The 26641-nt window shown below is 61.8% G+C and carries 20 protein-coding genes and 1 pseudogene; 13 read left to right on the top strand and 8 right to left on the bottom strand.

Going from position 1 to position 26641, the window contains the following annotated elements; genetic code table 11:
* Positions 1-62 precede the first annotated feature (62 nt).
* The 3 genes from FO013_RS11415 to FO013_RS11405 form a co-directional block, all read right to left on the bottom strand.
* On the bottom strand, positions 63-1355 hold the full coding sequence (locus FO013_RS11415; protein WP_143922674.1) for a M20 family metallo-hydrolase: 1293 nt from the start codon (positions 1353-1355) through the stop codon (positions 63-65).
* 101 nt (positions 1356-1456) lie between these two features.
* Complete coding sequence (locus FO013_RS11410) at positions 1457-3112, bottom strand: thiamine pyrophosphate-dependent enzyme (RefSeq protein ID WP_143922673.1); 1656 nt, start codon at positions 3110-3112, stop codon at positions 1457-1459.
* A 90-nt stretch (positions 3113-3202) separates the two neighbouring features.
* A complete protein-coding gene (locus tag FO013_RS11405) occupies positions 3203-4534 on the bottom strand; it encodes an MFS transporter (protein WP_143922672.1) in 1332 nt (443 codons plus the stop codon).
* Between the two features lie 184 nt (positions 4535-4718).
* Here FO013_RS11405 and FO013_RS11400 point away from each other — a divergent pair, with 184 nt between their 5' ends.
* A complete protein-coding gene (locus FO013_RS11400) occupies positions 4719-5888 on the top strand; it encodes a PucR family transcriptional regulator (protein ID WP_143922671.1) in 1170 nt (389 codons plus the stop codon).
* A 140-nt stretch (positions 5889-6028) separates the two neighbouring features.
* Positions 6029-7078, top strand: a complete 1050-nt coding sequence (locus FO013_RS11395; protein WP_186293068.1) for an LLM class flavin-dependent oxidoreductase — start codon at positions 6029-6031, stop codon at positions 7076-7078.
* 65 nt (positions 7079-7143) lie between these two features.
* Here the strand turns inward: FO013_RS11395 and FO013_RS11390 are convergent, their stop codons facing one another.
* Positions 7144-7512 (bottom strand): MerR family transcriptional regulator, encoded by a 369-nt coding sequence (locus FO013_RS11390; protein WP_143922669.1) that lies wholly within the window; start codon positions 7510-7512, stop codon positions 7144-7146.
* A 225-nt stretch (positions 7513-7737) separates the two neighbouring features.
* Here FO013_RS11390 and FO013_RS11385 point away from each other — a divergent pair, with 225 nt between their 5' ends.
* Positions 7738-9261 carry a SulP family inorganic anion transporter gene (locus FO013_RS11385; RefSeq protein WP_260848106.1) on the top strand — a complete coding sequence of 508 codons (1524 nt, stop codon included), beginning with the start codon at positions 7738-7740 and terminating at the stop codon, positions 9259-9261.
* Here FO013_RS11385 and FO013_RS11380 read toward each other — a convergent pair.
* From FO013_RS11380 to FO013_RS11370, 3 genes are all read right to left on the bottom strand, one after another.
* A complete protein-coding gene (locus tag FO013_RS11380) occupies positions 9246-9392 on the bottom strand; it encodes a hypothetical protein (RefSeq protein WP_186293067.1) in 147 nt (48 codons plus the stop codon). The two genes, FO013_RS11385 and FO013_RS11380, sit on opposite strands and share 16 nt — an antisense overlap.
* 270 nt (positions 9393-9662) lie before the next feature.
* Entirely contained in the window at positions 9663-10988 is a 1326-nt protein-coding gene (locus tag FO013_RS11375; RefSeq protein ID WP_260848131.1) for a copper amine oxidase, read from the bottom strand.
* A gap of 234 nt (positions 10989-11222) precedes the next feature.
* Positions 11223-12815, bottom strand: coding sequence for a choice-of-anchor G family protein (locus tag FO013_RS11370; protein WP_143922667.1), 1593 nt, complete (start codon positions 12813-12815; stop codon positions 11223-11225).
* A gap of 522 nt (positions 12816-13337) precedes the next feature.
* On the opposite strand from FO013_RS11370, the gene FO013_RS11365 reads away from it, so the two are divergent.
* Entirely contained in the window at positions 13338-14561 is a 1224-nt protein-coding gene (locus tag FO013_RS11365; protein WP_143922666.1) for a PucR family transcriptional regulator, read from the top strand.
* A 12-nt stretch (positions 14562-14573) separates the two neighbouring features.
* Here FO013_RS11365 and FO013_RS11360 read toward each other — a convergent pair whose 3' ends face one another.
* Positions 14574-15584 carry a DUF2332 domain-containing protein gene (locus FO013_RS11360; protein ID WP_143922665.1) on the bottom strand — a complete coding sequence of 337 codons (1011 nt, stop codon included), beginning with the start codon at positions 15582-15584 and terminating at the stop codon, positions 14574-14576.
* Between the two features lie 160 nt (positions 15585-15744).
* Here FO013_RS11360 and FO013_RS11355 point away from each other — a divergent pair, with 160 nt between their 5' ends.
* From FO013_RS11355 to FO013_RS11315, 9 genes and pseudogenes are all read left to right on the top strand, one after another.
* On the top strand, positions 15745-17184 hold the full coding sequence (locus FO013_RS11355) for an MFS transporter (protein WP_143922664.1): 1440 nt from the start codon (positions 15745-15747) through the stop codon (positions 17182-17184).
* Positions 17181-18740 carry an FGGY family carbohydrate kinase gene (locus FO013_RS11350; RefSeq protein ID WP_143922663.1) on the top strand — a complete coding sequence of 520 codons (1560 nt, stop codon included), beginning with the start codon at positions 17181-17183 and terminating at the stop codon, positions 18738-18740. Before FO013_RS11355 ends, FO013_RS11350 begins: the two co-directional genes overlap by 4 nt.
* On the top strand, positions 18737-20407 hold the full coding sequence (locus tag FO013_RS11345) for a glycerol-3-phosphate dehydrogenase/oxidase (RefSeq protein ID WP_143922662.1): 1671 nt from the start codon (positions 18737-18739) through the stop codon (positions 20405-20407). Before FO013_RS11350 ends, FO013_RS11345 begins: the two co-directional genes overlap by 4 nt.
* Positions 20407-21951 (top strand): FAD-binding oxidoreductase, encoded by a 1545-nt coding sequence (locus FO013_RS11340; RefSeq protein WP_143922661.1) that lies wholly within the window; start codon positions 20407-20409, stop codon positions 21949-21951. The genes FO013_RS11345 and FO013_RS11340 overlap by 1 nt, the downstream gene beginning before the upstream one ends.
* Before the next feature lie 41 nt (positions 21952-21992).
* Positions 21993-22604, top strand: a complete 612-nt coding sequence (locus FO013_RS11335) for a glycerol-3-phosphate responsive antiterminator (protein ID WP_186293066.1) — start codon at positions 21993-21995, stop codon at positions 22602-22604.
* A 35-nt stretch (positions 22605-22639) separates the two neighbouring features.
* Positions 22640-22930, top strand: coding sequence for a putative quinol monooxygenase (locus FO013_RS11330; protein ID WP_143922659.1), 291 nt, complete (start codon positions 22640-22642; stop codon positions 22928-22930).
* 182 nt (positions 22931-23112) lie between these two features.
* Positions 23113-24480, top strand: coding sequence for an MFS transporter (locus FO013_RS11325; protein ID WP_260848105.1), 1368 nt, complete (start codon positions 23113-23115; stop codon positions 24478-24480).
* 84 nt (positions 24481-24564) lie between these two features.
* Positions 24565-25986, top strand: coding sequence for an FAD-binding oxidoreductase (locus tag FO013_RS11320; protein WP_143922658.1), 1422 nt, complete (start codon positions 24565-24567; stop codon positions 25984-25986).
* Between the two features lie 283 nt (positions 25987-26269).
* A pseudogene (locus tag FO013_RS11315) lies at positions 26270-26641 on the top strand (hypothetical protein); the annotation flags it as partial.

Raw genomic sequence — 26641 nt, 5'->3', positions numbered from 1 at the left:
CTCTACCAGGGCACTTTTGGCTAGCGGAAGCGGAAGCGGAAGCGGAAGCGAGGTGGGCCAGCTCACCCCAGCGCGCCAGCGGCCAGCCGTCGCACCACTTCGGTGAGGTGGTGAAGGCCGGACACGAGGTCCTCGTCCTTCGTGAATTCCTGAAGATTGTGGGAGACGCCGCCGACGCTGGGCACGAAGAGCATGACCGTGGGCACGGTGTCCTTCATGTTCGTCGAGTCGTGTCCGGCCACGGTCATCACCCGCGCCGAGGTGAGTCCCAGGTCCTCGGCTGCCGATCGTGCCAGCTCGACCCCATCCTCGGAGTACGGGTTCTGATCCCAGCTGTGCTCTGCGACGATCTCGATCTCGACACCGACCTCCTCGCGGACCCGGGCGACCGTGGACATGAGGGATTCGTGGGCGGCGGCGATCACCTCGGCGCTGGGGGAGCGCAGGTCGAGCAGCAGGCCGACCTCACTGGCGACGACGACCGGGGAGTTGGGGTAGACGTTGAGCTCACCGCACGCCGTGTGCAGGTCCCCGGGCTCGAATTCGTCGACGAGTTCACGCGCGGCGACGACGAGCCGGGCGGCACCCAGCAGTGCATCGCGACGATCACCCATCAGCGTCGAACCGCTGTGGGCCTGCTCTCCGGTGACGCGGAACTCGAACTTATGAGCAGCCCACGTGGCGTTGACGAGGCCGATCGTCACCCCGTCCTCCTCCATGCTGCGGCCCTGTTGGACATGGATTTCGGCATAGGCCGCGATCTCCGGCGCGGTGAAGTCTCCGCGCTCGCCGATCGCATCGAGCGCCTCGGCGACGGTGACACCATGAGGATCGGTGGTGGCCAGTGCCGCCTCGAGCTCGGCCTTGCCGGTGAAGACATTGCTGCCCATCATCGACGGTTTGAAGCGCGAGCCCTCTTCGTTGAACCAGTTGATGACGGCGAGGTTGTACTTCGCCTTCGACGGCTCGGCGCGCAGCTCATCGGCGACGGCGAAGCAGGCGTGGGCCGAGGACATGACGCCATACGCCCCGTCGAAGCGGCCGGCGGTCGGCTGCGAATCCATGTGCGATCCGGTCAGCACATACGGGGCGCCGGGAACGAGCTCGAGCAGACCGAACTGATTGCCGATCGCATCCCGGTGGACGCTGAACCCATGCTTGTCCAGCAGCTCGGCGAACCATCTGCGCTGCTCACCGTCGGCCGCGCTCGCCGCCTGCCGATCCACGCCGTTCGTTCCCTCGACGGCGCCGAAGCGCGAATGCACCGACCAGTCGGCGAGGAACTCATCGTCCCTATCTGTCTGCGTAGTCGCTGGTGAAGAAGCTGGAGTCTGCGAGCGGGGAGTCTGCGTCATTGTTCGTCCTTGGCGGGGTTGTGGGGACTGTCGTGGATGGTCGGGGAATCGTCAGGTCGGGATCTCGTCAGGCCGGGATCTCGTCGACGGCCGGGATCTCGTCAGGCCGCGATCTCGTCGACGGCCGGGGGCATGAGCTCGGGGTCGATGAGGACGTGGACGAGCGCCGGACCGTCCGCAGCAAGGGCTCGGTCGAGCGCGGCCTCGAAGTCCTCGGTCCTCTCCACCCGTTCGCCGTGCCCGCCGAACGAGGACATCCATACTGCGAAATCGGGGTTGACCATGCGGGTGCCTGAGGGACGTCCGGGATAGTGGTTGACCTGGTGTTGGACGATTGTGCCGTACACGCCGTTGTCGACGACGATGATCAGCGGCTTCGCCCCGTGAGCGAAGGCCGTGGCCAGCTCCTGCCCATTCATGAGGAAGTCACCGTCACCGCAGATCGCGACCGCGCGACGCTCTGGGAAGACGAGCGAGGCCGCGACCGCACCGGGAACGGCAAGGCCCATGGCTCCGTTGCGGGCGCCGACGAGGCTCGCCGGCTCAAGATGCCGGATGAACCTGTGGCCCCAGATCGTGGCATTGCCGGCTCCGTATGTCAGAACCGCAGAGCCGCCGAGGCGGTCGTCGAGGATCCCGAACGCGACCCCGAGATCGACCCCAGTTCGAGGACGAGCACCAGCCACCTCGGCGTCGGGCCTGTGCTCGGCGACCTGGGACTGCACGTCTGAACGCGACTGCATCCACGCGTCGTTGCGTTCTCCGCGCAGGTCTGAGGCATCGATCGAGGTCAGAGCCGTGACGAAACTGCGTGGGGAGGCCAGGATCTGCTGGTCGATGCGCCCGGCATGCTGGGTCGCCTCCGGGTCGAGCCCCACTACAACGGTCTCCGCGTCGAAACCGCGGGTGTAGCCGTCGCTGGCGACATCGGATCGGGTGGCGCCGACGAAGACGAGGAGGTCGGCATCACCGTATCCGGCTGCGACCGCCTCGGTGCGGCCATATCCCAACCAACCGGCCCACGCGGGTCCGGTGTGGGGGACGGCGTCGTAGGCGCGCCAATCGCAGAAGACCGGGATTCCCGCCGAGGCGGCCAGGTCGAGCAGTGCGCGGCCGTGGCCTTCGTGCCACCCGTCCCCACCGAGGACGAAGGCCGGCTTCTGCGCGGCGGCCAAGCGCACGCTCAGCGATTCGAGGTCGATGGCCGAGGGGTGAGGTTCGGCGATCGGAGCAGGCGTCGTTGCTGGTGAGTCGGTCAGGCGGACGAGGACGTCCTCGGGCAGACCCACGACGACGGGACCGGGGCGACCGGAGGCGGCGATGCGCAGAGCATCGGCCGTGAGGTCACCGGCACGGTGCTCGTCGTCGACGATGATGACCTTCTTCGCGGTGGAGGAGAACCACTCGGGCAGGCTGAACTCCTGGAACGATTCCCGGGCGCGGTCCGCGATGGGCACGAGTCCGACGAAGAGGACGAGCGCGGTGGCGTCCTGGTAGGCGGTGTGCACGGAGATCATCGCGTTCGCGGCGCCCGGACCACGGGTGACCATGGCGATTCCGGGTCGCCCCGTCAGCCGTGATTCGGACAGAGCCATGAACCCTGCGCCGCCCTCCTGCCGGCACACGACGGTCTCGATGGGAGAGTCGTAGAGTCCGTCGAGGACGTCGAGGTAGCTTTCGCCGGGGACCGCGTAGATCCGCTCGATTCCGGCGTTCTCCAGGGTGTTGACGATGAGGTGACCGGCCGAGCGGGACATGCGTGTGGGCCCTTTCGTGATGGTGAGTGCAGATGGGTGCTGGTGGTGGGAACGCTGGTGGCGGGAGTGCTGGCGCTGCGCCGTCTGTCCTCAGTGCTTGAAGCCGGGCAGGTCGACGCTCAGGCGCGGTGCGATGGCTCCGGCGAAGGCCGTGAATAGGGACAGGAAGGCCAGCATCGCGGCTGCCGGCCACCAATGATCGGCCGCCGCGGCGACGAACCCGGTGGCGAGCAGCGGAATGAATCCGGAGATCATGCCGGCGACGTTCTGTGCCAGGGCGACACCGGTGTAGCGGGTGCTGGCCGGGAACAGGCCGGTCATGACTGTGCCCGAGGCGGCGTAGGGCAGTGACAGCGTGCCGACGGCCAGGGTCATGGCGAGGACGACGAGAACCGGGTTCCCGGATGCGAACATGAGGAAGGCAGGAACCGAGACCACGGCCGAGGCGATGCCGCCCCACAGGATGACCTTGCTGGCCCCGAACTTCGTTCCGAGCGATCCGCCCCAGATGAGGGCGAAGATCTCGACAGCGGCGGCGACCATGCTGCCCAACAGCAGAAGCGAATCGTCGTAGCCGAGGACGTTGACGCCGTACCAGACGCAGAATGCGGTGACGAGGTAGAAGCCGCCGACGCCGAGGAGGGCCGCGGCCATGCCGACGATGATCTGCTTCCAGCTGTCGCGGAAGGTGGTGCGCACGGGGCTCTTCTCGAGCTCGCCGGAATCCTCGAGCTGGCGGAAGACCGGGGATTCTTCGAGGCGGCTGCGGATGTAGACGGCGACGAGGAGGAGTGGGATGGCGGCGAGGAACGGAATGCGCCAGCCCCAGGCGCTGAAGCTGTCCGCCGACAGGATCAGGGTCATGACGAAGAAGCCGCCGGAGGAGAGGATCGTGCCGATTGGCGAGCCGATCTGCGGGATTGCGGCGTAGCGTGCGCGCAGGTGAAGCGGGGCGTTCTCGACGACGAGCGTCATGGCGCCCGACCATTCGCCGCCGACGAAGAGTCCCTGCAGGATGCGCAGGAGCACGAGCAGGACAGGTGCCGCGAAGCCGATCGCGGCGTAGGTCGGGAGCGCGCCGATGAGGCCGGTGACGATGCCGATGCCTACGATTGTGACCATGAGGACTTGACGGCGGCCGAGCTTGTCGCCGATGCGGCCGAAGATGAGTCCGCCGATGGGACGGGCGGCGAGTCCGACGCCGAAGGTTGCGAAGGATGCCAGCGCAGCGGCAGTGGCGTTCTCGCTGGTGAAGTACTGCACGTTGAAGACCAGTGCCGCAGCCGCGCTGAAGAGGAAGAAGTCGTACCATTCGAGCGCGGTGCCGAGGAGGGCGCCGAGCGCGACCTTGTTGGCGTCTTTGACGCTGAGTTCATGAGTTGCGGAGTATTCCGCCGCAGCTGTGGGATCGGTGTGGCTCATGTTTCTCTCCATCGAGTGCGGGACTGGGTGGCAGGGTTGGGTTGCAGGGCATGGTCGGCTAGGGCATTCAACCTGTAACTTAGAACACTACAGAGTGAGATCGCACGATTTCGAGTATCTTTTGCCCCGAGATCTCGGTTGCCTATTGTGCATCTGCACAGCCTTACGCACATAGTCTAGGACGATGCCGCCAACACACGAGAGACAGCTCAAGGATCAGCCGCTGCCCGGTGACCGTCAGCGCTGGATCGAACTCCTCGACGCCCTCGATCTCGAGCAGCTCACCGAACGGTTCATGTCCCGAGTCGTCAGGGTGCCCGGCTACGATCCCGCACCGATTCCAGTCTCGGAGCTGAGACGGACCGGGCTCGTCTCATTCCAGTCTCTCGTCGAGGGCCTGCGCGCCGGCGGTTTCGACGGGCCGGTTGCGGTGTCCACGGAGGTCGGGGTCTCTCGCGCTCGTGCCGGGATTCCGCTGGAGGCGCTGATGACGGCGATCAGACACGACTTCAACGTCCTGTGGGAGGCCCTGACCAGGGTCGCGACGCAGGATGATGCGGAGCTCGTCATCCGGCACACCGGGATCGTGCTCTCCACCGTCGACGAATACGTCTCCCAGGTTCAGCATGCCTACACGGCAGAGCGGGAGCGGATGCGCGAGGAGGAATCCTCCGTCCGGCAGGGGCTCATCGCGGGACTCTTCGATGATCTTAACCCGACGGACGAGCGTCTGGCCACAATCGCCTCGGCGCTGGGCCTCGACCCGGACGGCCCGCTGCTGGTCGTGGCCGCGCGCGGTGAGGACACCTCGGCGCTGCGGGTTCTCGTGTCCGATCATGAGCGCGCGGGCGGGACCATGTTCACGCACCACCTCGGCGATGTCCTCATTGCCTTCACCGGGTCATCCGAGCTCTCCGGGTCGCGATTGGAGACGGTCGGACGTCGGCTCGCCGCGGCGCGGGTGGGCCTGGTCAATACCCGTGGAATCGGGTCCCTGCGCAGGTCAGCGTTGACAGCTCGGGATCTTGCGCAGGTGCTCACCGCCGCCGAGGTGGGGGCGATGACCTGGGAGCGCGGGTGGGCCAGATTGGCCGCTCAGGCGCTGAACGCGGCGGGGAATTCCATCGTCACCGACGTCGAACGGGCGCTCGCCGTCTGCGGAGAGGGCGAACGAGAGCGCCTCGTCGAGGCCGTGCACACCTACCTGCGCTCGGGGAGCATAGGGGCGAGTGCCGCCGAGCTGTTCTGCCATCGCAATACGGTGGCCAACCGCCTGCGCCGATTCGCCGACCTGACCGGGGTGGACCCGACGATCCCCGCCGAGGCGGCCCGCCTCGTTGTCGGGTGGGCGTGAACCGCAGCGCCGTCACGGAGATGCGGACGCGAGCTCGCCACTGCGTCGGTATGACGGCCGACGTTCAGGCGATGCTGGTATGAATTGATAGTTCAACTACCTGAGGTAGGCGCCTCAGTGAGACGTTATGGGGAGACATCGTGAGCACACAGACGACACGGCCACTCGATCACCTGGGCTTCATCCATCTGGTTCCCTTTGATCGCAGGGACCCGGCACGGGGGCTGCAGGAGGGCATCGAGCTCTTCAGGTTTGCAGAGGAACTCGGCCTGGACAGCGGCTGGGTGCGTACCCGGCACATGCAGTACGGTCTGCCGTCTCCGGCGGTGTACTTTGCCGCGCTGGCCCAGCATACGCGGCGCATCGGCTTGGGGAGCGCGGTGATTCCCGTCGGACATGAGAACCCCTACCGCCTGGCCGAAGACCTCGCTGTCGCCGATGTGCTCTCCGGAGGGCGAGTGCTTCCCGGGCTGAGTGTGCATCCTCCTACATTCACCGAGGAGGTCAACGATCTGGTCTTCGATGAGGGCTGGAGTGGCAGCGATTTCAGCTACAGACGCATCGAACGGCTGAGGGACTTCCTCGCCGGAGCTCCAGTGCGAGAGAAGCCCGAGTACCAGGGGTTCGGGGGAGACATCGATTCCGAACGAGTCGAACCGAACTCACCAGGGCTCTCGGACCGGCTCTGGTACGGCGGTGGTTCTCTGAAATCAGCCACCTGGGCCGGAGGTGCCGGGCTCAACTGGCTGATGAGCAACATCTCCTCCGCCGAGGACGGCATCGAGGACTTCTCGCTCAACCAGGCCAACCAGATCCAGACTTTCCGCAAGGCCAGGACCGGTGACGCCGGAGCTGACGGTTCGAGCGGCGAAGGCCGAGTCAGCATCGCTCGGGTCATCGTCCCCACTGATGGTGCCAGCCCCCACCAGGTGAGGAGGTATCGCGACTATGCGGAGGCCAGGACTCCGCGGACGAAGAAGGTCCACGGGAAGAACACGATCATCGCCACCGATGTGCTGGGGTCGAACGAGGAGATCGTCGATCGGCTGCTCAGCGATCCGGCGTTCGCGCAGTCCGATGATTACCTCTTCGAGCTGCCCTTCGAGTTCGAACTCGAGGATTGGAGGCACATCCTCCACCAGCTCGCGACCGAGATCGGACCGAAGCTCGGGTGGGCACCGACGATGTGAGTGAGTCGGGGTCGGCCGCGTTGGGGCAGTCGCGAGCCGTCGTTCCTCAGCCGAGGCGATGTTCCTCAGCCGAGGCGATGACGGAGGATGCCGAGGAACTCGTCGGCGCGCTCGACCTGGCGAGCGAGTTTCTCACGTCTGGCATCGGCATCGTCGAGCAGTGCCAGCAGTTTTCGCCGAGCCTCGACTCGTTCCTCCTCGGGTGAGTCGCCCTCCAGGATGTCCAGGTGGGCCAGCAGCTCACCCATCTCGGCGGTGGAATAGCTGAGGGCCTTCATCCGCCGGATCGTCATCAGGCGCCGAAAGTCCTCATCGGTGTAGACCCGGAAACCGCCCTCGGTTCTGCCCGTGGCTGGAATGAGTCCGATGTCTTCGTAGTGTCGCAGGGTCCGTGAGGACAACCCCGACTTCTCCGTCATCTCGCCGATGTGCATGCCATGCACCCTTTCGTCGCCTCCGGTCCCGCTCCAGACTTGTGCCGGACTCGCTGTGGTCTCGCTCCGGACTCACTCCGGTCTTGTGCCGGCCGCAGGAACTGGTTTGCACCAACTTTAACGCAACGTTAATGTTGTTTCCGGACCCTGACGTGCCGTGAAGGTTCGTGACGACTCCCGGCACACCCTCGTTTCCCGTTTTCTTCCTGCCTCTAGGAGCCCCTTGTGTCCACCACCCTGCCCCCAGACAGTGCGCGGCTCAATCCGACACCGGAGGAGCGCCAAAGTGTGCTCCGGACGCTGAAGCGGCCCGGTTGGCTCAAGACCGAGATTCTGGGCGGGCTCGTCGTCGGTCTGGCGCTCATCCCCGAAGCGATCGCCTTCTCCGTCATCGCCGGCGTGGACCCGCGAGTCGGACTCTTCGCATCATTCACGATGGCCGTGACTGTGGCGATCCTCGGCGGACGCCCGGCAATGATCTCTGCGGCGACCGGTGCAGTGGCGCTCGTCATCGCACCCTTGGTGGCCTCGCACGGCACCGACTACTTCATCGCCACCGTCATCCTGGCAGGTCTGATCCAGGTGATTCTGGCGCTGGTCGGGGTCGCTCGCCTCATGCGATTCATCCCGCGACAAGTCATGGTCGGATTCGTCAATGCCCTGGCCATTCTCATCTTCATTGCCCAGGTGCCCGAACTCTTCGACGTCCCGTGGCTGGTCTACCCACTGTGTCTGCTCGGCCTCATCATCGTCTTCGTCCTCCCGAAATTCACGTCCATCGTGCCGGCGCCCCTGGTCGCCATCGTCGTCCTGACCCTTCTCGTCGTGCTCTTCGCCTGGGATGTTCCCAATGTGGGTGACAAGGGACAGCTGCCTGAGTCGCTGCCGACCCTCCTTGTTCCACAGGTGCCGCTGACACTTGAGACGCTGAAGATCATCGCCCCCTACGCGGTGGCGATGGCCCTGGTCGGTCTGCTCGAATCACTGATGACGGCCAAACTCGTCGACGATGTCACCGATACCCGTTCGAACAAAACTCGAGAGTCCTGGGCGCAGGGCGTGGCCAACATCGTCACCGGGTTCTTCGGCGGCATGGGCGGCTGCGCGATGATCGGGCAGACCATGATCAACGTCCGTGCCTCGGGGGCTCGGACACGGATCTCGACGTTCTGCGCCGGTGTCTTCCTGCTCATCCTCGTCGTCGTCCTCGGCGACATCGTTGCGCTGATCCCCATGGCCGCATTGGTAGCGGTCATGATCTTCGTGTGCTGGGCGACCTTCGACTGGCACTCCATCCGCCCCAGCACTCTCAAGCGGATGCCGAAGTCAGAGACCACCGTCATGTTGGTCACCGTTGTTGCGACTGTATGGACGAACAATCTGGCGATCGGAGTGATTCTCGGTGTGCTCGTGGCCATGGTCGCCTTCGCCAATCGAGTGGCGCACTTCGTCAGCGTCAACCGTGAGATCGTGGAATCTGACGGACGTCCGAGTGTCCGCTACACCGTCAACGGTGAACTGTTCTTTGCATCCTCTAACGACCTGTACACGATGTTCGACTACGCCGAAGACCCTGAGCGCGTCATCATCGACATGCACCAGTCTCATCTCTGGGACGCTTCGACGATCGCTGCATTGGACTCTGTGACCGACAAGTACGAGCACTATGGAAAGCATGTAGAGATTGTGGGACTCAACGATGCCAGTGCCAGAATGCGGGCCCGCCTCGGCGGTCAGGGTCTTTCGTAGCTCTGGTCGTGCGGTCCGGTCAGCGCGATCGCATGACCGTCGACCGCGTGGACGAATCGTCCCTCGGGATCGCCTGGAACCCGGCCGCCGATCTCAGGGGCACCTCGGGCAACATCAGGGTCGACGACCATGCCACATTATTAGTGTAGACCGGCTGTAGTTAATAGATATGAGGACTCCCGAGCGCGCGGGAAGCTGCGTGCGCTCAGGAGTTATCGCATTTCCGCTCTGAGGTACTTTCATGCGATTGCCAAGTAGCTAATATGCTAGGTCAGCAAAATCAGCCTACCTTGTAACTGAAATTCCCTGCAATGCTAATCTCGTTCTTCAAGACGATGTTTCCAGACAATTCATCAGGCTCCAAGCGGCATATCTTCCATTTGCTACTAAACAGTAGCTAATCAATTCGTCGGTTCCTGATTCCATTCGGAGTCGGGGACACCGTTCACTTCTTCATGCCCTTCGGGAATGTCGAATCGTTGAGCGGTGAGATCACGGGGGAGCAGTTTGAACCCCTGCCAGTGCATCTCCATGGGCGACTGCTCTTCATCGCGGGGGACATGATGGAATCCGACAGCGACCCACGACACGACGTCGTCGAGCTTCTGACCCTTGCCGTCATCGACGAACTCAGGGACTCCACGGCCGCAATCGCCTCGATTGTTCGTCGCATACTGTTCGCATTCGTTGAAGTTCGTGAAGCCGACGTCGTACCCGGGTTCCTCCTCGTGGGAGTGGGCATGTTCGACGTCATCGACGAACTCGAATGAGTCCGATTTTCCGGTATCGATCTCATAGGAGATGGGATGGCCGTCGTCGTTGAGCACATCAGCGTTGAGGACTCGCCACCAACGGCGGTCCTTCCATCGTGCGAGAGCCGGGTGCTCGATATCCTTGAGCTTTCCGGTCATGATCGGTGATTCCGGTCCGGATTCGCCCGTCGGTGTGGCGTCGAACTGCTGCGCCTTCATTCCGCCTTCGCCTCCGAGTCCCCAACGGACCTTCCAGACGGCGTTATGCGAATGACTTGCCGCATGTTCATCGTCTCCGACGTCCCAACCGTGGTCCTTGTCCGTGTAGTCGGCAGGCGAGAGGTCGCCGGTTGCCCCGAGCTGCACGTCGATGGATCCATCCGAGCCGAATGTGTACTGAGAGACGTACTCGTACCAGCCCACTCGCGAAACCGTCGACAGTCGCAGGGCGTTCTTGCGATCGGAGGCTGGTGCTACGAGATCACTCGAATGATAGGCGAGTCCGTCGTCGATGACCTCGGTGCACAGGACATTGCGTGTCTCGCTCTCTCCGTACTTGCCGTCGCCGATCTTCGGGATCTCCATCGAGTTCAGGTCTCCCGCGCAAGCATCGGCCTTCAGCGTCTTCATCTTGCGGCCGCCGAAGCCGGCCGCAGTGATATCCGATGTATTGCGTTTTCCGGTGTCGTACGGGACTTCCAGCTGAGCGATGGAGGCAGAATCGATGATTCTGATCGGGTCTTTGCCAGGGGGCGCGATGAAGACTTCGGAGAGACTGAGGCCGAAATCGGGATGAACACCCCAGCACATCGTCCAGGTCGCTCCGCTGGATAGGGTCTGTGAGACCTTCTTCTCGGGCTCCTTGCAGCTGCTGGAGGCGACTGCGGAGGAATCCGCGGTCTTCGCGTCTTCGGGTGAGGTGTCACCTCGAGTGCACGCCGAGACGAAGAGGATGAGACATAGTCCTCCTGCCACGATCTGCAACAGACGTCTGTACGTGGAGGCATGTCTACTCAAGGGTGCTCAGCTCGTCTTTCCCGGCGGTATCTCATGGACAAATGGGAGTGGTGGCGGCACATGAAATGTGTCGCCACCACTCGGGTGCTCATCTCGCGATGAGCGTCATGCATTCGCTGTGTTCGTGAACGTGTGTACTGCAACTTTGTCGATTGCGATGGCTGGCATCGCGATCAGCAACGGACAGGAGAGTCACAAGCCAGGGAACAGATTGCGTGGGTCGAACATCGACCTGTCGCTGTGCGGGTCGACCGGTCCCGGCTTGACAGCGTCTGCTGACTCGCCGCAAGGGTCGGTGCGGACTCCGGCGTTGCCGAAGCCCATCCGTGACTTGCCACCGGCAACGCCGAGGCTCAGGGCGGAGACGTCCACGCCGCTGACGACCTTCTCACCGTCCGCGGTCGTGCACTCAGTTGTCTCCTGGTGGTTGATCTGCAGCGAAACGAGGTTATCTGCCAGCAACTCGAGGAATGGATCAATTGCCGCGCGGATCGGGACCGTCATCATGTCGGTTTTGATCGTGGTGAACGCCTTGTACAGCAGGCCCGATGGGTCCGAGAGTTTGTCATAGATCGGGCCTGTGACGGTCTTCATCGAGTTCATCACGGCGTCGATCGTTGTGCAGGACACCGATCCCGTTGCACCCGAAGGTTTGCAGTCGTAGTTGCTGACCTTCCCGGTGAGGTCCATGTCCCATCCGGCGGTGGTTCCATCGAGAGCGGTGATATCAACGTTCACTTTCGCGGTGCGCAACGATTCGATCGCTGTGTCCACTGCGACGTCGATGACCTTCTCAATGGCGTCGTGGATGCTGCTGGCGATGAGCGGATATGTCTCATCGTCGATCAGCTCGGAGTTCGGGTCCTGGTTGTTGATTCCGACCGGACGATCGGTCACGCCGTCGTCGTTGCCGCCGAGGCGGGCGAGGTCGACCTCCACCGAGCCTTTTCCAAGGTCGATCGTGGCGAGTCCGTCATCGGTCTTGATCGGTGCACGCAGGATCGCATCGAGTACGTCTTCCTCGATGTTGGAGGTGACGGTCGTGTCGACCTTCATTCCCGGGAGGGCTTTGCCAAGTCCGAGTGCGTCGTTGACCTTATCGGCCACTTCGTCTTCCATCTGACCAGCGGCGTCCGACACTCCGTCGCCGGCATCTTCGATGGCGGGGGAGTGGAGATTGAGCTTTGCGTCACCGACGCGGTACTGTCCGTATCCGCCCACACCGTCTGGATCCTGGAGCTCGCCGTCAACTGCTTCGACCCAAGCGCCGCCGAGTCCGAAGTTCAAGTCAGCCTGGTCGATGAGTCCGTCGGTGACATCAGACTTTCCGGTGGCGTCGACCACCGATAGGAGGTCGACGCTCGCGGTGCCGAAGTCGCTGTCTTTGCCGTCGAGCGTGAGTCCACCGTCGGCGCCGACGATTCCGGTGACGGCCTTGCCGTTCTTGGAGTCGGCAGCGGTGGATTCGCTGTGGATGGCGCCGGCTTCACCGAAGCTGAGGAAATCATCGAGCGGGATCTCATAGCCTGCACCGAAATCGACGACCTCGTCGCCGCCGATGGCGGCGTTGAAGGCTTCGCGGTTCGGGCCCGGATCCGATTTGGAGGCGGCCTTGGACTTACCCAGTGCGACAAGTTCTTTGGAGTCCAGAGTCATGCCTGCGACACTGGCTCCGGCCTCAGTCGGCTCATCGGCTTTGACGTCCTGTGCCGATACCGCGGTCGAAGCCAACAATGTTCCCGCGATTCCGACGGCCACGCCAGGCAGAATTCGCCTGAGAACCATCTTTTTCCTTCGATGACCATCGTGGGGACGTGATTGCACGTGGTGAGACACGAATTTACCTCCAAAGTACCGCTCGTTGTTTGGACCGCTCCCTCAGATGTCGGCATATGCACCAACGAGCGTTACCCACAGGACATACTTCCGAAACACTCAGGCCGTGTCCAGAGATTTTCAGAGTTCCACTCAACTTTGACACGAAGAACAAGCCTGGTTGTGATGTGCAACAATTGCTGGATAGCGACAGGAGATCTCAGGTTTTGCGTCATCGTCGATCTTTCTCATTGATTTATCCACCTGAAGCGAGGTATTTTCGTGACCGTCCTTCCTGTGTATTCTGCGCCACGGAAAGTACGTACACAGATAACGGCTTTTCTCCAGGGGAAATCAAGGTGAATTGTCCTTGGGCCGAATGTGGCGGTGACCAGGGATCATGCGTGCATGACTAGCTTGAAATTTGTACTATCGATATGCATCGGTTGGACGCGAGGTTGAGGAATGGGTACAGGGTTGCACCTTTCAGAGATGAGCTGGCCGGCGGGAGCGCTGACGATGTCGGATGCCGATCAACTCGTGTATTGGGCTGATTCTCAGATGCCGCGCATTGTCAGGGATGCCCACAACATGATTCTCGAGCGAATTCCGCTCTACGAGCGCGCGGATCCGCTTCTTCAGAAGGACCTTCACAGATCGATCGAGGACAACCTGAGGGCCGCGGTCACCGAGATGCACCAATGTCACGACGCGTTGCAGATGACGGCGCCCCATGAGACAGGCAGACGTCGAGCCCAGCAGGGGATCCCTCTGGCCGAAATCCTGCAGGCGAACCATCTGAGCTTCGGTGTTCTGTGGGACGCGCTGGTCGAGGCGGCGAGGTCTGGTGGCGATTGCGAAGCCCCGGAAGCCATTTTCGCGGTGGCAACTCGGCTGTGGTCAGTCGCGGATGCGCACGCATCGGCGTTGACTGATTCCTATCGGGCCGCATCGGCTGAGCTTCTCGCCGAAGAGGGGCGCCGGCGCTCGGCTCTGGTCGAGTCGCTGCTCGCAGGACGGCCGAGTCCGGATTGCAGCTCCTGGGAGATGGCCACATTGCTCGGCCTGGCCCCGGGTGCGGATCTCATCGTGGTTGCTGTCGACAAACGTAACCAGGCAGGTGGGGATCTGGCCGACGTGGAGCGGAAGCTCGCGGACCAGGGTATTGTCTCTGGGTGGCAGCTGACGCCGACGCTGCAGCTCGGAGTTGTGTCGCTGCACTCCGAGCAGCACGAAGCCGCCCTGAATGTTCTGACAAGCATTGCGGTACGTGCAGGAGTGAGCCCGCCATACAGGGCGTTGTCCGAGACGCCACGTGCCCTGCAGCTGGCACGTACTGCCCTGTCGACATTGCGACCAGGTCAGACAGAGGTGCGTGAGTTCAATTCGAGTCCTTTGGCTGCGCTCCTCGCATGTGAGCCGAACGAGGGTCGCCGGCTGGCCTATGAGGTGCTCAGCGGGGTCTTGGAACTGCCCGCCGCGGACCGTTCGATGATACTCGACACGCTCGTTGCCTATTTCGACAACGAGGGCTCGGCCGAGCGCGCCGCCGAACAGCTGTACTGCCACTCCAACACTGTCCGCTATCGACTTCGCCGTGTGCACGAACTCACGGGACGCTCGCTGAAAGATCCGCTGTGCGTAGCGGAGCTCGTCAGCGCGGTGTTTTCACTGCGGATGTGCAAGTTGTATACGGCCAGCTCTTCGATTGCCTGATGAACAGCTTCGTCACCCCAGTCCCTCGAAGCTCTGTCCGTGCGGCCCGGTCAGTGCGATCGCCTGTCCGTCGACAGCGAGCACGAATCGTCCGTCCGGTTCTCGGTCAAGCTGAGCTCCGATATCCGGCAGCACTCTGCCTCCCTCATTGCTGATCCACACGACGTCGTCACGCGATCGCATGAGAGCGGCGAAGCCTTCGCGTTCGGCCGGTTCGACATAGGCGAGCACCGCGCTGTGGAATACGACCTTCTGCGTGCCTGCGGGAGCCTCGGCCAGCACGGATTCGACGGTCTCGAGCAGATCGCCCGGCACCAGCCTCGGCGGGTCAGCGGACACGAGGGCGGCCGCGGCACTCAGACGATCCCGGCGCAGTCCGTGCTCCGGCCAGACCAGGGAGCGTAGCCATTCCTGCTGGTCACCGTCGGCGATGTTGAGGGGATTGAGATCGATTCCGGCTCGCCAGGTGACCTCGGGGATCCGCTCGGGCGGCGTGGCATTCGTCATTTCGCAGGCGAGTTCGACAGTGCTCGGGCCATCCTCGGGGTGAAGGGCCAGCGACCCTGACTCTGTGCTGTACATGTAGCTGTAACGATCGGGGTACAGGCACAGGCCAGCCGAGGCGCCGACCTCGATGAGCGACAGGGGCGCGGAGATCCGGGCCAGCGCTGGCAGGATCACGGCACAGCGTCCGGCTTCATTGGTCTGAGTCGACCGCGCAGACATGAGTGCCCGTGTAGCCGGCCAGTTCTCCTTCAGCCAGGTGCGCAGGCTCGCGGAACCGTGGTCGCCGCCCATGAAGTGATCGTCACCGGCGCCGAGGTGGCGGGCAGCGGCGAACAGAAGGTTGGCCTGGCGCTTCTGCTTGGGAAGTTCGAGGAGCAGTTCGATGATCTCCTCGTCCTCCGCTATGCCTCGTGCCCACGCAGCGTAGGTCGGTGAAGTGCCGCTCGCCTCGTAGCGTGCGAACTTCAGGTAGTAGTCACGCAGCGACTCTGCCGCGAGCTCCGTCATCGGCTGCATGGTGAGTCCTCCTCTTCGAGAAAACCTTGACACGTGATGAACTGATTCCATACTGTGGTCATACACAGGGCAAGATTTGAAGAATTCCTGGTGGGGAGTCTTCGTCTTGCCTTTTTCGTGTTCTGACTGCCTACCAGGAAATGACAGAGAGGTCATTTCAATGGCAAGTCAAGTACTGCGAGGCGTTTCCGACGTCGTCGCCTATATCGACGCACGACCCAGCATACGCGGACGCGCAGCCTGGATTTGGTGGCTGGCCCTCGGAGGCCTGTTCCTCGACGCGTTCTCAAACTCAGCACTATCGGCGGGTCTCGGCCCGATGACGTCGGAGCTCGAACTAGAGCCCACTCAAGTCGCTTTGCTAACGTCCATGGCGTCATGGATCGCGCTGGTATTCAACCCGATCGGTGGGTGGATGGCCGATAGATTTGGTCGAGTTCCACCGCTCATTCTGGCTAAGATCATCGCGCTCATCGGCGCGCTGCTCGCCGCATTTGCCCCAAGCTTCGAACTGGTAGTTGCTGGACGGTTCTTCGTCGGAGCTGCCTATGGCATCGACTTCGCCATTGCTATGGCGGTGCTCGCAGAGTTCACTCCTGCGAAATTCCGCTCCCGCCTCAACACCTGGCAGGGAATTTGGTACACCGCAGTGTCCTCGAACCTCATCCTCGCCATTGGGTTCTACAATCTCGACGTCGGCGACGCGATATGGCGTTGGGCGCTCGGTTCGGCTGGCGTGGTCGCTTTGGGTCTCTTGGTATTGCAGGCGTGGAAGCTCGTTGAAAGCCCCACCTGGTATGCCCGCAAAGCACGCCTGGATCGGGCCGCAGACTCGATGTCGAAGATCTACGGCGAACCTTTCGTCGCAGCCGCAGCAGAAGACCGCTTCCCGGTGGTCAATCTCGCAAACAGAGGTGCAGCTAATATTGCGCTGATCTTCCGCGGGATCTACCTGCCGCGCACCATCCTCGCCGCAACGGTGCAAATGGGGCAGTCGATTCAGTACTTCGCCGTGGGGTGGTACCTGCCGATCATCTCGATCGCGATCTTCGGAGAGGGAAACTTCGTGCTCGCCACAGTCGGCACGCTGATCTTCAATGTCTTCGGCATCATCGGCGGTTTCAGTTCGCCGTTCATCGCCGGGAAGCTCGGGTTGCGCAAGGCCTCAGCTGTGGGGTTCAGCCTCGTATTCGTCATGCTGCTCATCCTCGGCTTCTTCTTTGACTCGATGCCATTGTGGCTGGCTTTCATCGTTCCTTCCCTGTTTATTCTCTTCCACTCTGGCGGACCAGGAGCTAACGGAAAGAGCCTGTCGACTCTGTCCTTCCGCAGTGAACTTCGTGCCGGGGCCAACGGCATCATCGGGGCTATCGGCTCTCTCGGTGCTGCGCTAGGACTCATGGTGTTCCCGATCCTGAAAGAGGATCTTGGTCTGGGACCGACGTTCCTGATCCTCGCCGTGGTTCCCCTGGCCGCGGCGATCGTCTGCTGGGTGATCAAATGGGAACCCACACGCACCGAAGTGAGTCCCGATGAGGAGCTCGACGCGCCTCAGTTCGCTGCAGACAAGGTCGTCACCTCGCAGGAAGAGTCGGTATGAGAAGAGCGGTATTGGCCATCGACGAGGGCACCACAGGTACCCGGGCTGCGTGGGTGACGGAGACAGGTGAGGTCGGTGGTCTGCATTATCAGCGCTTATCCGTGGCGTCCCCACGCGCTGGCGTTGTCGAACAGAGTGCAGCAGAGATTCTCGATAGTACGCTGAGCGTGCTCAGGGCCGCCTATGCATCGGCGGTGGACAACGGCCTTGAGATCACATCGGTGTCGATAGCCGCTCAACGGGCAACAGCGACTCTGTGGGACGCAGTGACTGGCCAGCCGTTAGCTCCATCGATGGTGTGGCAGGACAGCAGACACAGTGCGGAACTCGCCAGCCTGGCTGGAGTGTGGGACCAGAGATTATGGCCGAGTATCGGCCGCCCCACCGGAGTCAGGTCGGTCTATCTGTGGGCCAAGCATCAGCTCGAGGACCCAGACCATCCGGAGGTCAAGCAGGCGTTCTCCGCCGGTCGGCTTGTTTTCGGCACTGTTGACACATGGTTGCTGTGGAACTTATCCCGCGAAACCACGCCGATGGTCGGAGCCACCAATGCGACGAGCTCGGGATCCTATCTGCTGGGCGAGCATGCCTATCGATATGACTACATCGACGAACTCGGCTTCCCGCGCGAACTGCTTCCACAGCTGCGTGATGACGTTGGCGATTTCGGAACTCTGCGCCCGGAGATCCTCGGTCCTGAATTGCCGATTCATGTGGCGATCGGCGACCAGCATGCGGGAATCGTAGGTCTCGGTGCTGTCAGCGCGGGTCAGGCAATGTGTGTGCACGGAACCGGATCGTTTGTTGATCTGAATGTCGGCGAAGTGGTGCCGGAGAACACCGGCCGCCATGAGGGAGCACTGAGTCTTGTCGCCTGGCGAGCGGCCGCACGTTCGATGTATTCCGTCGAAACTTTCACCGCAACCACCGGATCGGTCGTTGATTGGCTGGTCAACACACTGAGGCTCTTCGACTCCGCCGAGCAGCTCTCCGAACTGGCGGGCAGGGGAGGGCACTCACGAGCGGTCTCGATTCCGGCACTGACCGGGGTGCGAATGCCTCAGGTTCACACCGGAGTCGGTGCCCTCATCGGCGGACTGTCGACCGCCACCACACGTGAAGATGTTGCGTATTCGGTGCTCGCGGGCATCGCTCATTCAGTGACCTGGTGCCTCGAAGCCAACGAAGACGTCGCTGGCCTGAGGGCCGATCAAGTGATTGTGGGTGGCGGTCTGTCGAAGAGCGAGCCGCTTATCCAGCTTCAGGCGGACCTGACAGGGGTTCCCTTTCTTCGTTATCACGACACGGACAAGGCCAGCCTGCGCGGTGCGGCCTTCCTCGCGGGTGTGCACACCGGCATGTGGGCTGACCTCGCCGAGGCGAAATCTACTCTGGGTACCCCCGACGTGTTCGAACCGCGGATCTCCGATGCCGAACGAGAAGACAGGCGCGGAGACTGGCGGGTCCGAGTGAAAGCCGAGATCGAGCTTGCCGACGCACGGGTATCTCACAACTCGCAAGATTTCAGACGCGACAGAAAGGAAAGAGCAGTATGAAGCTGCCGACTAGAAGGCTGCGAAGACAAGCGCGTGACCTGTCACCAACTACGCCGGTGAAACTCGACCGGGAAGAGAGCATCGCTCGTTTTGAACAGGAGACCTTCGACCTCGTCGTCGTTGGAGGGGGGATCACCGGAACCTACGTCGCCCTCGACGCCGCGCTGCGTGGTTACCGGGTGGCGTTGCTGGAGAAGGATGACTTCGCTTCAGGGACTTCGAGCAAGTCGTCGAAGATGGTCCATGGTGGTCTACGCTACATCGAGCAGGGCAATCTGCCACTCGTCCGGCATTCCCTGCTGGAACGACAGCGTTTGCGTCGCAATGCTGGCCATCTTGTGCAACGACTGCCGTTCCTGTTCCCCATCCTTTCCGTCGACGGGATCTTTGATCGTCGATTAGCCAAGGGGTTCGAGTCTCTCCTCTGGTCCTACGATCTGGCCGGCGGTTGGCGGGAGGGCGTCCTGCACCGCAAGCTGTCCCCTGAAGAGGTTCTCGCCCAGTGCCCGCTCTTCAAGGAAAGAAACCTTGACGGTGGACTCATGTACTACGATGCTCGCGTTGATGACGCGCGATTGACGCTCACCGTTGCCCGGACGGCGGCCTTCCACGGAGCGGCGATCGCCAACCATGCTAAGGCCGCAAGCGTACTGCGCAGTGGTGGCAAGGTCTCAGGCGTTCTTGCCGAGGTGGATGGCAGGGAGGTGACTATCCGTTCCCGATCCGTTGTAGTGGCTGTTGGGTCCTGGCTGCGAGACTGGGACCCCGCCTCGGCGGACGTCGACAAGCCGAGCATCCGACCGGCCAAAGGTGTGCACATCGCCGTCCCCTGGGAGAAGATCCAGAACTCGTGCACGGTCACGATCCCGGTGCCAGGACGTACTCGACGGGCGACGATCACTCGTTGGGGCAACACGTCCTATCTCGGCACAACTGACGACGACTACGAGGGCGATCTCGACGAGCCCTATTGCACCGAAGAGGACATGCATTTCCTTCTCGACGGCGCGATGACCGCGCTCAATACCGACCTTTCCCCGTCAGATGTGGTCGGGTCTATCGCCGGCACTCGTCCTTTGGTCGCACCGCCGGGAGGCAAAACCGTCGAGGTCAAACGCAACCACGAGATCCGAACCGACCAGGATGGGCTCGTTACAGTCGTCGGTGGGAAACTGACTACCGCCCGGCATATGGCTGAACAGACTGTGGACGCTGTGGGGGCGGTGCTAGATAAGAAGCATCGGTGCGTCACGATGAAGGCTCCTTTGCTCGGAGCTGCCGGATACGATGGCCAAGCTGCAGTGGCCTCCGGCGGCCTGCCGGCCCACCTGGCTGAACGTTTTGGCACCGAGTCACGCTTCGTCTCGGCGCTGATCGCGGACAAGCCTCGTCTGACCACCCCGATCGTGGATGGGTTGCCCTACACCGAAGCTGAGGTCGTGTACGCTGCGCGGCACGAAATGGCACGCACAGTTGACGACGTGCTCAGCCGTCGTACGCGGGCTCGACTCATGGCCCGCAACGCCTCTGGGGAGGCCGCCGCACGTGTCGGGGAGATCCTCGGCGCTGAACTCGGACTTAGCCGTCTCGATGTGAACGCACAGGTCGAGGATTACCTCGGCCAGATCCATAAAGAAGAATCCGTACTGATGGGAGCAAACCAATAATGATGAGTCGTGAAGCGATCCGTCGAGGATACAACCGCAGGAACTACATAGTCGGCGCCCACACCCCGCCCGCCTGGGCGTCGTCGAGCCCGGATCTATCCACTGTTGACAACGGGAGCGAAGGATCCTTGCAGTTCGCCGATGCGGTGTTAGTCGACACTGAGGTAGTTGACCAACTCGAGCAGATTGTCGATACAGTTACGAGGGATTTGACCGGCATCGTTGTTGGCACGCGTGATTGGTGGGCGCGGACAAAGATCGCTGAGACCGGGAACAACCCAGCCATCACTCGGGCAGTGATCGTGACAGTGTCCTCGGTTGAGCAGATTCAAGCGGTTATGCGACTGGCTGACGAACGGCGAATCCCAGTGACGGTTTCGGCAGGACGATCCAATGTCACCGGTGCAGCGCTGCCGCTTGCCGGCGGAATCGTTCTTGACGTCCTTGCACTCAACAGTGTGCTCGAGTTCGATCCGATCAGTCAGATCATCGAGGTTGAGGCAGGGCTGTTTGGAGATGTGTTCGAAGAGCATATCCAGTCTGAATACGGAATGACAATGGGGCACTGGCCTTCGTCCTTCGGTATCAGTACGGTCGGCGGTTGGGTGGCCTGCCGAGGTGCAGGCCAGCTTTCGACGCGATACGGCAAGATCGAGGACATGGTCGCGGGGCTCGAAGTGGTGCTCGCAGATGGTCGCCTCGTCTCTCTGGGGTCGCCGGGCCGTGCGGCAGTGGGCAGCGATCTGCAACAACTGTTCATCGGTTCCGAGGGGACGCTGGGCGTGATTACGAAGGTGAAATTCAAACTTCACCGTCTTCCGGAGCAGACACGTGCGCTAGCGTATGGTTTCCCGAGCTTTGCTGTCGGTCTCGATGTCTGTCGAGAGATTCTGCAACGGGGTGCGACACCTGCGGCGCTGAGACTCTATGACGCTTTGGAATCTGGAGTGCAGTTCGATCTGCCAGAGCAGAATGTGCTGTTGATCGCCGACGAGGGCGAATCCGAGGTCATCGACGCAGTAATGACGATCAGCGCGGATGCCTGCGAGGAGCTTGGGGGTGTCAAACTCGACGAGAATCCGATTTTCGAGCGTTGGCTCGACACTCGGTATCTCACGGGAAAAAGTGCTGAGGGGTTCAAGGAGAGCCCCGGTTTCGTCGCCGATACTCTCGAAATGATTGGACCGTGGGATGCGCTTCCAGCCATCTACGACGAGGTTGTCGATGCGATCGCTCAAGTGGAGGGGACCTTGGCTGGGTCGGCACATCAGTCACACGCCTATGTTGACTCTGCTTGCCTCTATTTTTCCCTGCGAGGCACCGTCGATCCCGATGACCGAGCCGACTGGTATCAGCGCGCCTGGGATGCCGCAAATGCGGTGATCATTAAGCACGGAGCCACTCTCAGTCACCATCACGGAGTCGGGCTTCTGCGATCGCGGTACATGGAGGAGTCGCTGGGTGCGGGCTTCGAGATACTGAAAACGATAAAGCAGGCCCTGGATCCGCAGAATATTCTGAACCCAGGCAAATTGGGACTCTGAGGCCGGAACTCGGTCACACTGAAATGAACGGGGAACTCCTGATGGACGTTGCACGATCGCGGCGACAACGGCTGGAACGACTGGCCGGACTGAGTAATTATCCGGTGGTGCCAGCCATCCTCGATGATTCGAAGATCGGCCCATTCACCGAATCATCGGCGATCGTCTGCATCCTCGCTCAGTTCAGCATCACCGACCTCGAATCAACTCTCGAACGCATTCACGATAAGAGCGATCAGCTTGTCTTCGTCAATATCGATTCGATCATCGGTCTTGCTCAGGATCGAGGCGGTGTCGACTTCCTCGCCAAGATCGGGGCCGACGGGGTGGTGACGACCCGCGGGTCGCTCATCTCCCGGGGCGCTGAGGCAGGGTTGATCACGGTCCAGAAACTCTTCGTTACGGATCGCTCGAATCTTCACCGCGCGGTCAGCGCGGTGAAGGGCGCGAAAGCGGATCTGCTGCAAATCATGCCCTCACCTGTGCTTCCGTTCGTTGTCGATCACTCAGTCATGCGTTTGCGGCCTGTGATCGCCGGGGGCTTTATTCGGGACCAAGCAGATATTGCCCGTGCCCTTGAACACGGAGCGATTGCGGTGTCCGTGAGCTCGCCTGAGCTGTGGAATACGGGCAGTGCAAATCTGGGTACTTAGGCTGCCAATCGCCCCTCAACGACTAGGAGAATTCTGTGCATATTGTCATCGCTCACTACCGGGCAAGTCCGGAGACTGTCGGCAGGGTGGCCGAGTTGCTGCCGACTCTCGCCGAGTCGAGTCGACGAGAGCCGGGCAACTTGAGCTACTCGATTGCACGAGATCTCGATGACCCACTGGTATTCGTGATCGTAGAAAAGTACGAGAAGGCAACGGACTTCGAAGCCCACCGTGACTCGGCGCATTTCAAGGAGATCGGCCTATCCACAATCATTCCCCTTCTCGAGGATCGGCAGGTTGATAGCTTCAATGCGAAGTCAACGTGAACCGGTCCACAATCCCACCTCAACGGGAATCTGCCTCGGATGTTCGGTCCAATAGAGGCTGCGTCCCGATATTCGGTACTTTGAGACCGATCTCTAGGAACCTGAGCGAAAGCTGACGTACTGTGTGTCAGTAGTGTGCCGAGAGTCGTCACCGCGGCTTCAGCCTGATCGAGGGAGATCGCATGTCATCCGAGGTGAACCCACCTGTGAGCCAGCAACCGTCGAGCGATTCAGCAATGGAGAAGCGGACCCTGAGGAAGGTCACTGTTCGGCTGATTCCGTTCATCATCGCGATGTACTTCATCAACTACCTCGACCGCACCAATCTCGGCATCGCGGGCCCTGGTGGCATGAACGAAGACCTCGCGATGACGGCTACTCAGTTCGGTTTCGCGGCGGGCATCTTCTTCTTCGGCTATCTCCTCCTCGAGGTGCCCTCGAATCTTGCGCTGCACAAGTTCGGCGCTCGGATCTGGCTCGCACGCATTCTCATCAGTTGGGGCATCGTGGCCGCAGCGATGGCGTTTGTGCCCAGCCACGGATGGCTCTACTTCCTGCGGTTCCTCCTCGGAGTCGCCGAGGCGGGATTCTTCCCGGGCGTCATCCTCTACCTCACGTACTGGTTCCCATCATCGATGCGGGCACGGGCCACCGCGCTGTTCATGCTCGCGATCCCGATGTCCAGCGTCATCGGCTCCCCACTGTCCTCGTGGCTGATCTCGAGCGGCAACTCGATCTTCGAAAACTTCGCCGGCTGGCGCTTCATGTTCGTCGTCGAAGGTGTGCCTGCGGTCCTGCTCGGCATCATGTGCATCTTCTACCTCACTGACCACCCACGCGACGCCAAATGGCTGACATCCGAGGAGCGGAACTGGCTGCAGTCGAAGATGGACGCAGAAGAGAAGGACAAGGCTGACAACTTTCACTACCCGGTCCGCCGTTCCCTTCTGCAGCCACGCGTGTGGGCGCTGTCCTTCGTCTACTTCGGCATGGTCTACGGCCTCTACGCGATGAGCTTCTTCCTGCCGACCATCATCTCCGGCTTCCAGGAGACCTTCGGCGTCGAATACTCGATCGTCGAGATCGGCTTCATCACCGCGATTCCGTACGTCTTCGGTGCGCTGGCCATGTACTTCTGGTCCCGTCACGGCGACAGGACCAATGAGCGCGTATGGCACGTTGCGCTCCCGCTCTTCATCGGCGGTGTGACCATTCCGATCGCCCTGTACCTGAGCTCGCCGTTCACCACGATGATCGCCGTGACCATCACCTGCATGGCCATCTGTGCGGCACTGCCGACCTTCTGGCCCCTACCTCAGACCTTCCTCGCCGGCGCCGGAGCTGCCGCGGGACTCGCGCTGATCAATTCGCTGGGCAACTCCGCCGGATTCTTCGCGCCCTACATCACCGGCGGACTCGCGGAGCTCACCGGTACCCAGAACGCGGGCATGTGGGTCGTCGGCGCCGCCATGGTCGCTGCCGGCATCGTCACCCTCATCCTCAAAGCCGCTCCCGCGCCCGATAAGGTGAATCCGGAGATGGCGAAGTAGGGGCGAACAGGTGCCCGATCGTCACCAGAAGACAGTCGCCGAGGCGGTCGTGACCACCCCGGCTGTTCCGTTCGGAAGGACGTCATGACAGTACAGGACCAGACTGCAGTCGGTGCGGTCGAACTCGATGCGCTCGCGGCACGGTTGAGCAAGGGGGCGCTGACGACGGATCCCGACGTCATCGAAGCTCACGCTCGCGACGAAGCCCTGTTCTGCCCCCACGAAGGGGCGATCGCTCTGGTCAGGGCCACCTCGGCGAGCGATGTGCAGGAGGTCATGCGATTCGCAACAGAGCACGGCGTCCCCGTCGTCCCGCAGGGTGCTCGGTCGGGGATCTCAGGTGGGGCGAACGGCTCACCTGGGGCGATCCTGCTCAATGTCTCGCGCATGAAGGACGTCGTGTCCGTCGATGAGGCCGAACGGCTCGTCACCGTCCAGCCTGGCATCATCAATCAGGACCTGAAGGATCACCTCGCACCCTTCGGCCTGTCCTACCCACCCGATCCGGGGTCGGTCGCGTTGTCGTCGATCGGCGGCAACATCGCCACCAACGCCGGTGGCCTGTGCTGCGTGAAATACGGCGTGACCAGGGATTACGTTCGCAGCCTCACGGTGGTTCTGGCCGATGGCACGCTCACGAAGTTGGGTCCGCAGACGGCCAAGGGCGTCGCCGGGCTCGACATGCGCCACCTGTTCGTCGGCTCCGAGGGCACGCTGGGCGTCGTCGTCGAGGCGACCCTGCGCCTGATCCCGAAGCTGCCCGATCCATTCACCGCTGTCGCGACCTTCCCCGACGAGCGCTCCGGCCTGCAGACCGTTGCGGATTTCATGGCCGCTGGCGGTGTGCCGAGCCTGCTGGAGTTCCTCGATTCGTCGAGCCTGAAGATGCTCAACGACTTCGGCGACTTCGGACTCGACGGAGATGCTGGATCGATGCTCATCATGCAGGTCGACCAGAATCCTGCGGATTCCGAAGCGGTCATGGCCCAGTTCGCCGAGGTGGCTGAGACCTGTGGAGCACTCGACGTCGCGTATTCCGACGATCCGAGTGACTCGGCGGCGCTCATCGCTGCACGACGGATGATCCAGCCCGCCTATGAGAAATTCGCCAATGCCCATGGCGGAGGCCAGCTGCTCGACGATGTGTGTCTGCCACGCGTGGCGATGCCCGAGTTCTGCGACCGGTTGAAGGAGCTGCAGGAGTCTTCAGGTCTGATGATTGCGCTGGTGGCCCATGCTGGTGACGGCAATACTCACCCCTCAGTGTTCTTCGACGCCGGCGACGTGGACCAGACCGCGAAGGCGCAGGAGATCTTCGGCGAGATCATGCGCATCGGCCTCGAGTTGGGCGGCACGATCACCGGTGAACATGGCGTGGGCTTCCTTAAGCGCGATTGGCTCAACAAGGAGCTTGATGAGGGCTCGAGGCGGATCCAGATCGCTGTGAAGAATGCTCTTGACCCCCAGGGGATCCTCAACCCAGGGAAGATGCTCAGCGCGATCTGAGGGATTGAATCCGGTTTCTTCCGAGCCGGGACATTGTAATCACACAATGTCCCGGCTCGTTTTCGTGTGCTCAGTCTTAGTGGCGGTCCGGCTAGCGGGGATCGATTGTGGTTTTACTCTCTGACCTGGGGTGTTGCACGTCCTGTCCGGTTTTTGAGCCAACAGTTAATACGATAGTCAAATAATGATCGAAGATAAATCGAAACTCATGGTGCAAAGAGGTGAAATGAATGTATAATTAAGAGAAGAGCAACAACGATGTTGGCGAATGGACTTCAACACCATGACTCTCACCCCCGACCGCACCCCAGGACACCCAGAAGAGCGTGACCCACGCCCCGGACCCGATGATGCTGTGGCGGGGAAAGATACGACTGATGCTTTGTCTTCTGTGGGAAAGCCGTCGTCGTCGACATGGGGACAGCAGTCTCTGTTCGACCAGCTCAAAGACTCCAACCTCGACCTCACCGGCCACCCACTCGCGGGCAAGTTCGAATCCCTCGCTGCCGTACCCACGGATGATCCACGTGAGTCGAATGATCGTGGTCAGGCGAGCGAGGATGTCGAGCCGGCAGTCAGCGTTTCGGAAGCCAGTGTTTCGGAAGCCAGCGAAACAAGCGAAGCCAACGGATCCCGCGAAACTGGCGGTGCCAAC

The sequence above is a fragment of the Brevibacterium aurantiacum genome (genome assembly GCF_007558825.1).
Taxonomy (GTDB): Bacteria; Actinomycetota; Actinomycetes; order Actinomycetales; family Brevibacteriaceae; genus Brevibacterium; species Brevibacterium aurantiacum_A.
Note: the sequence above shows the minus strand (reverse complement) of the source record. Positions and strands in the feature narration are given on the sequence as shown.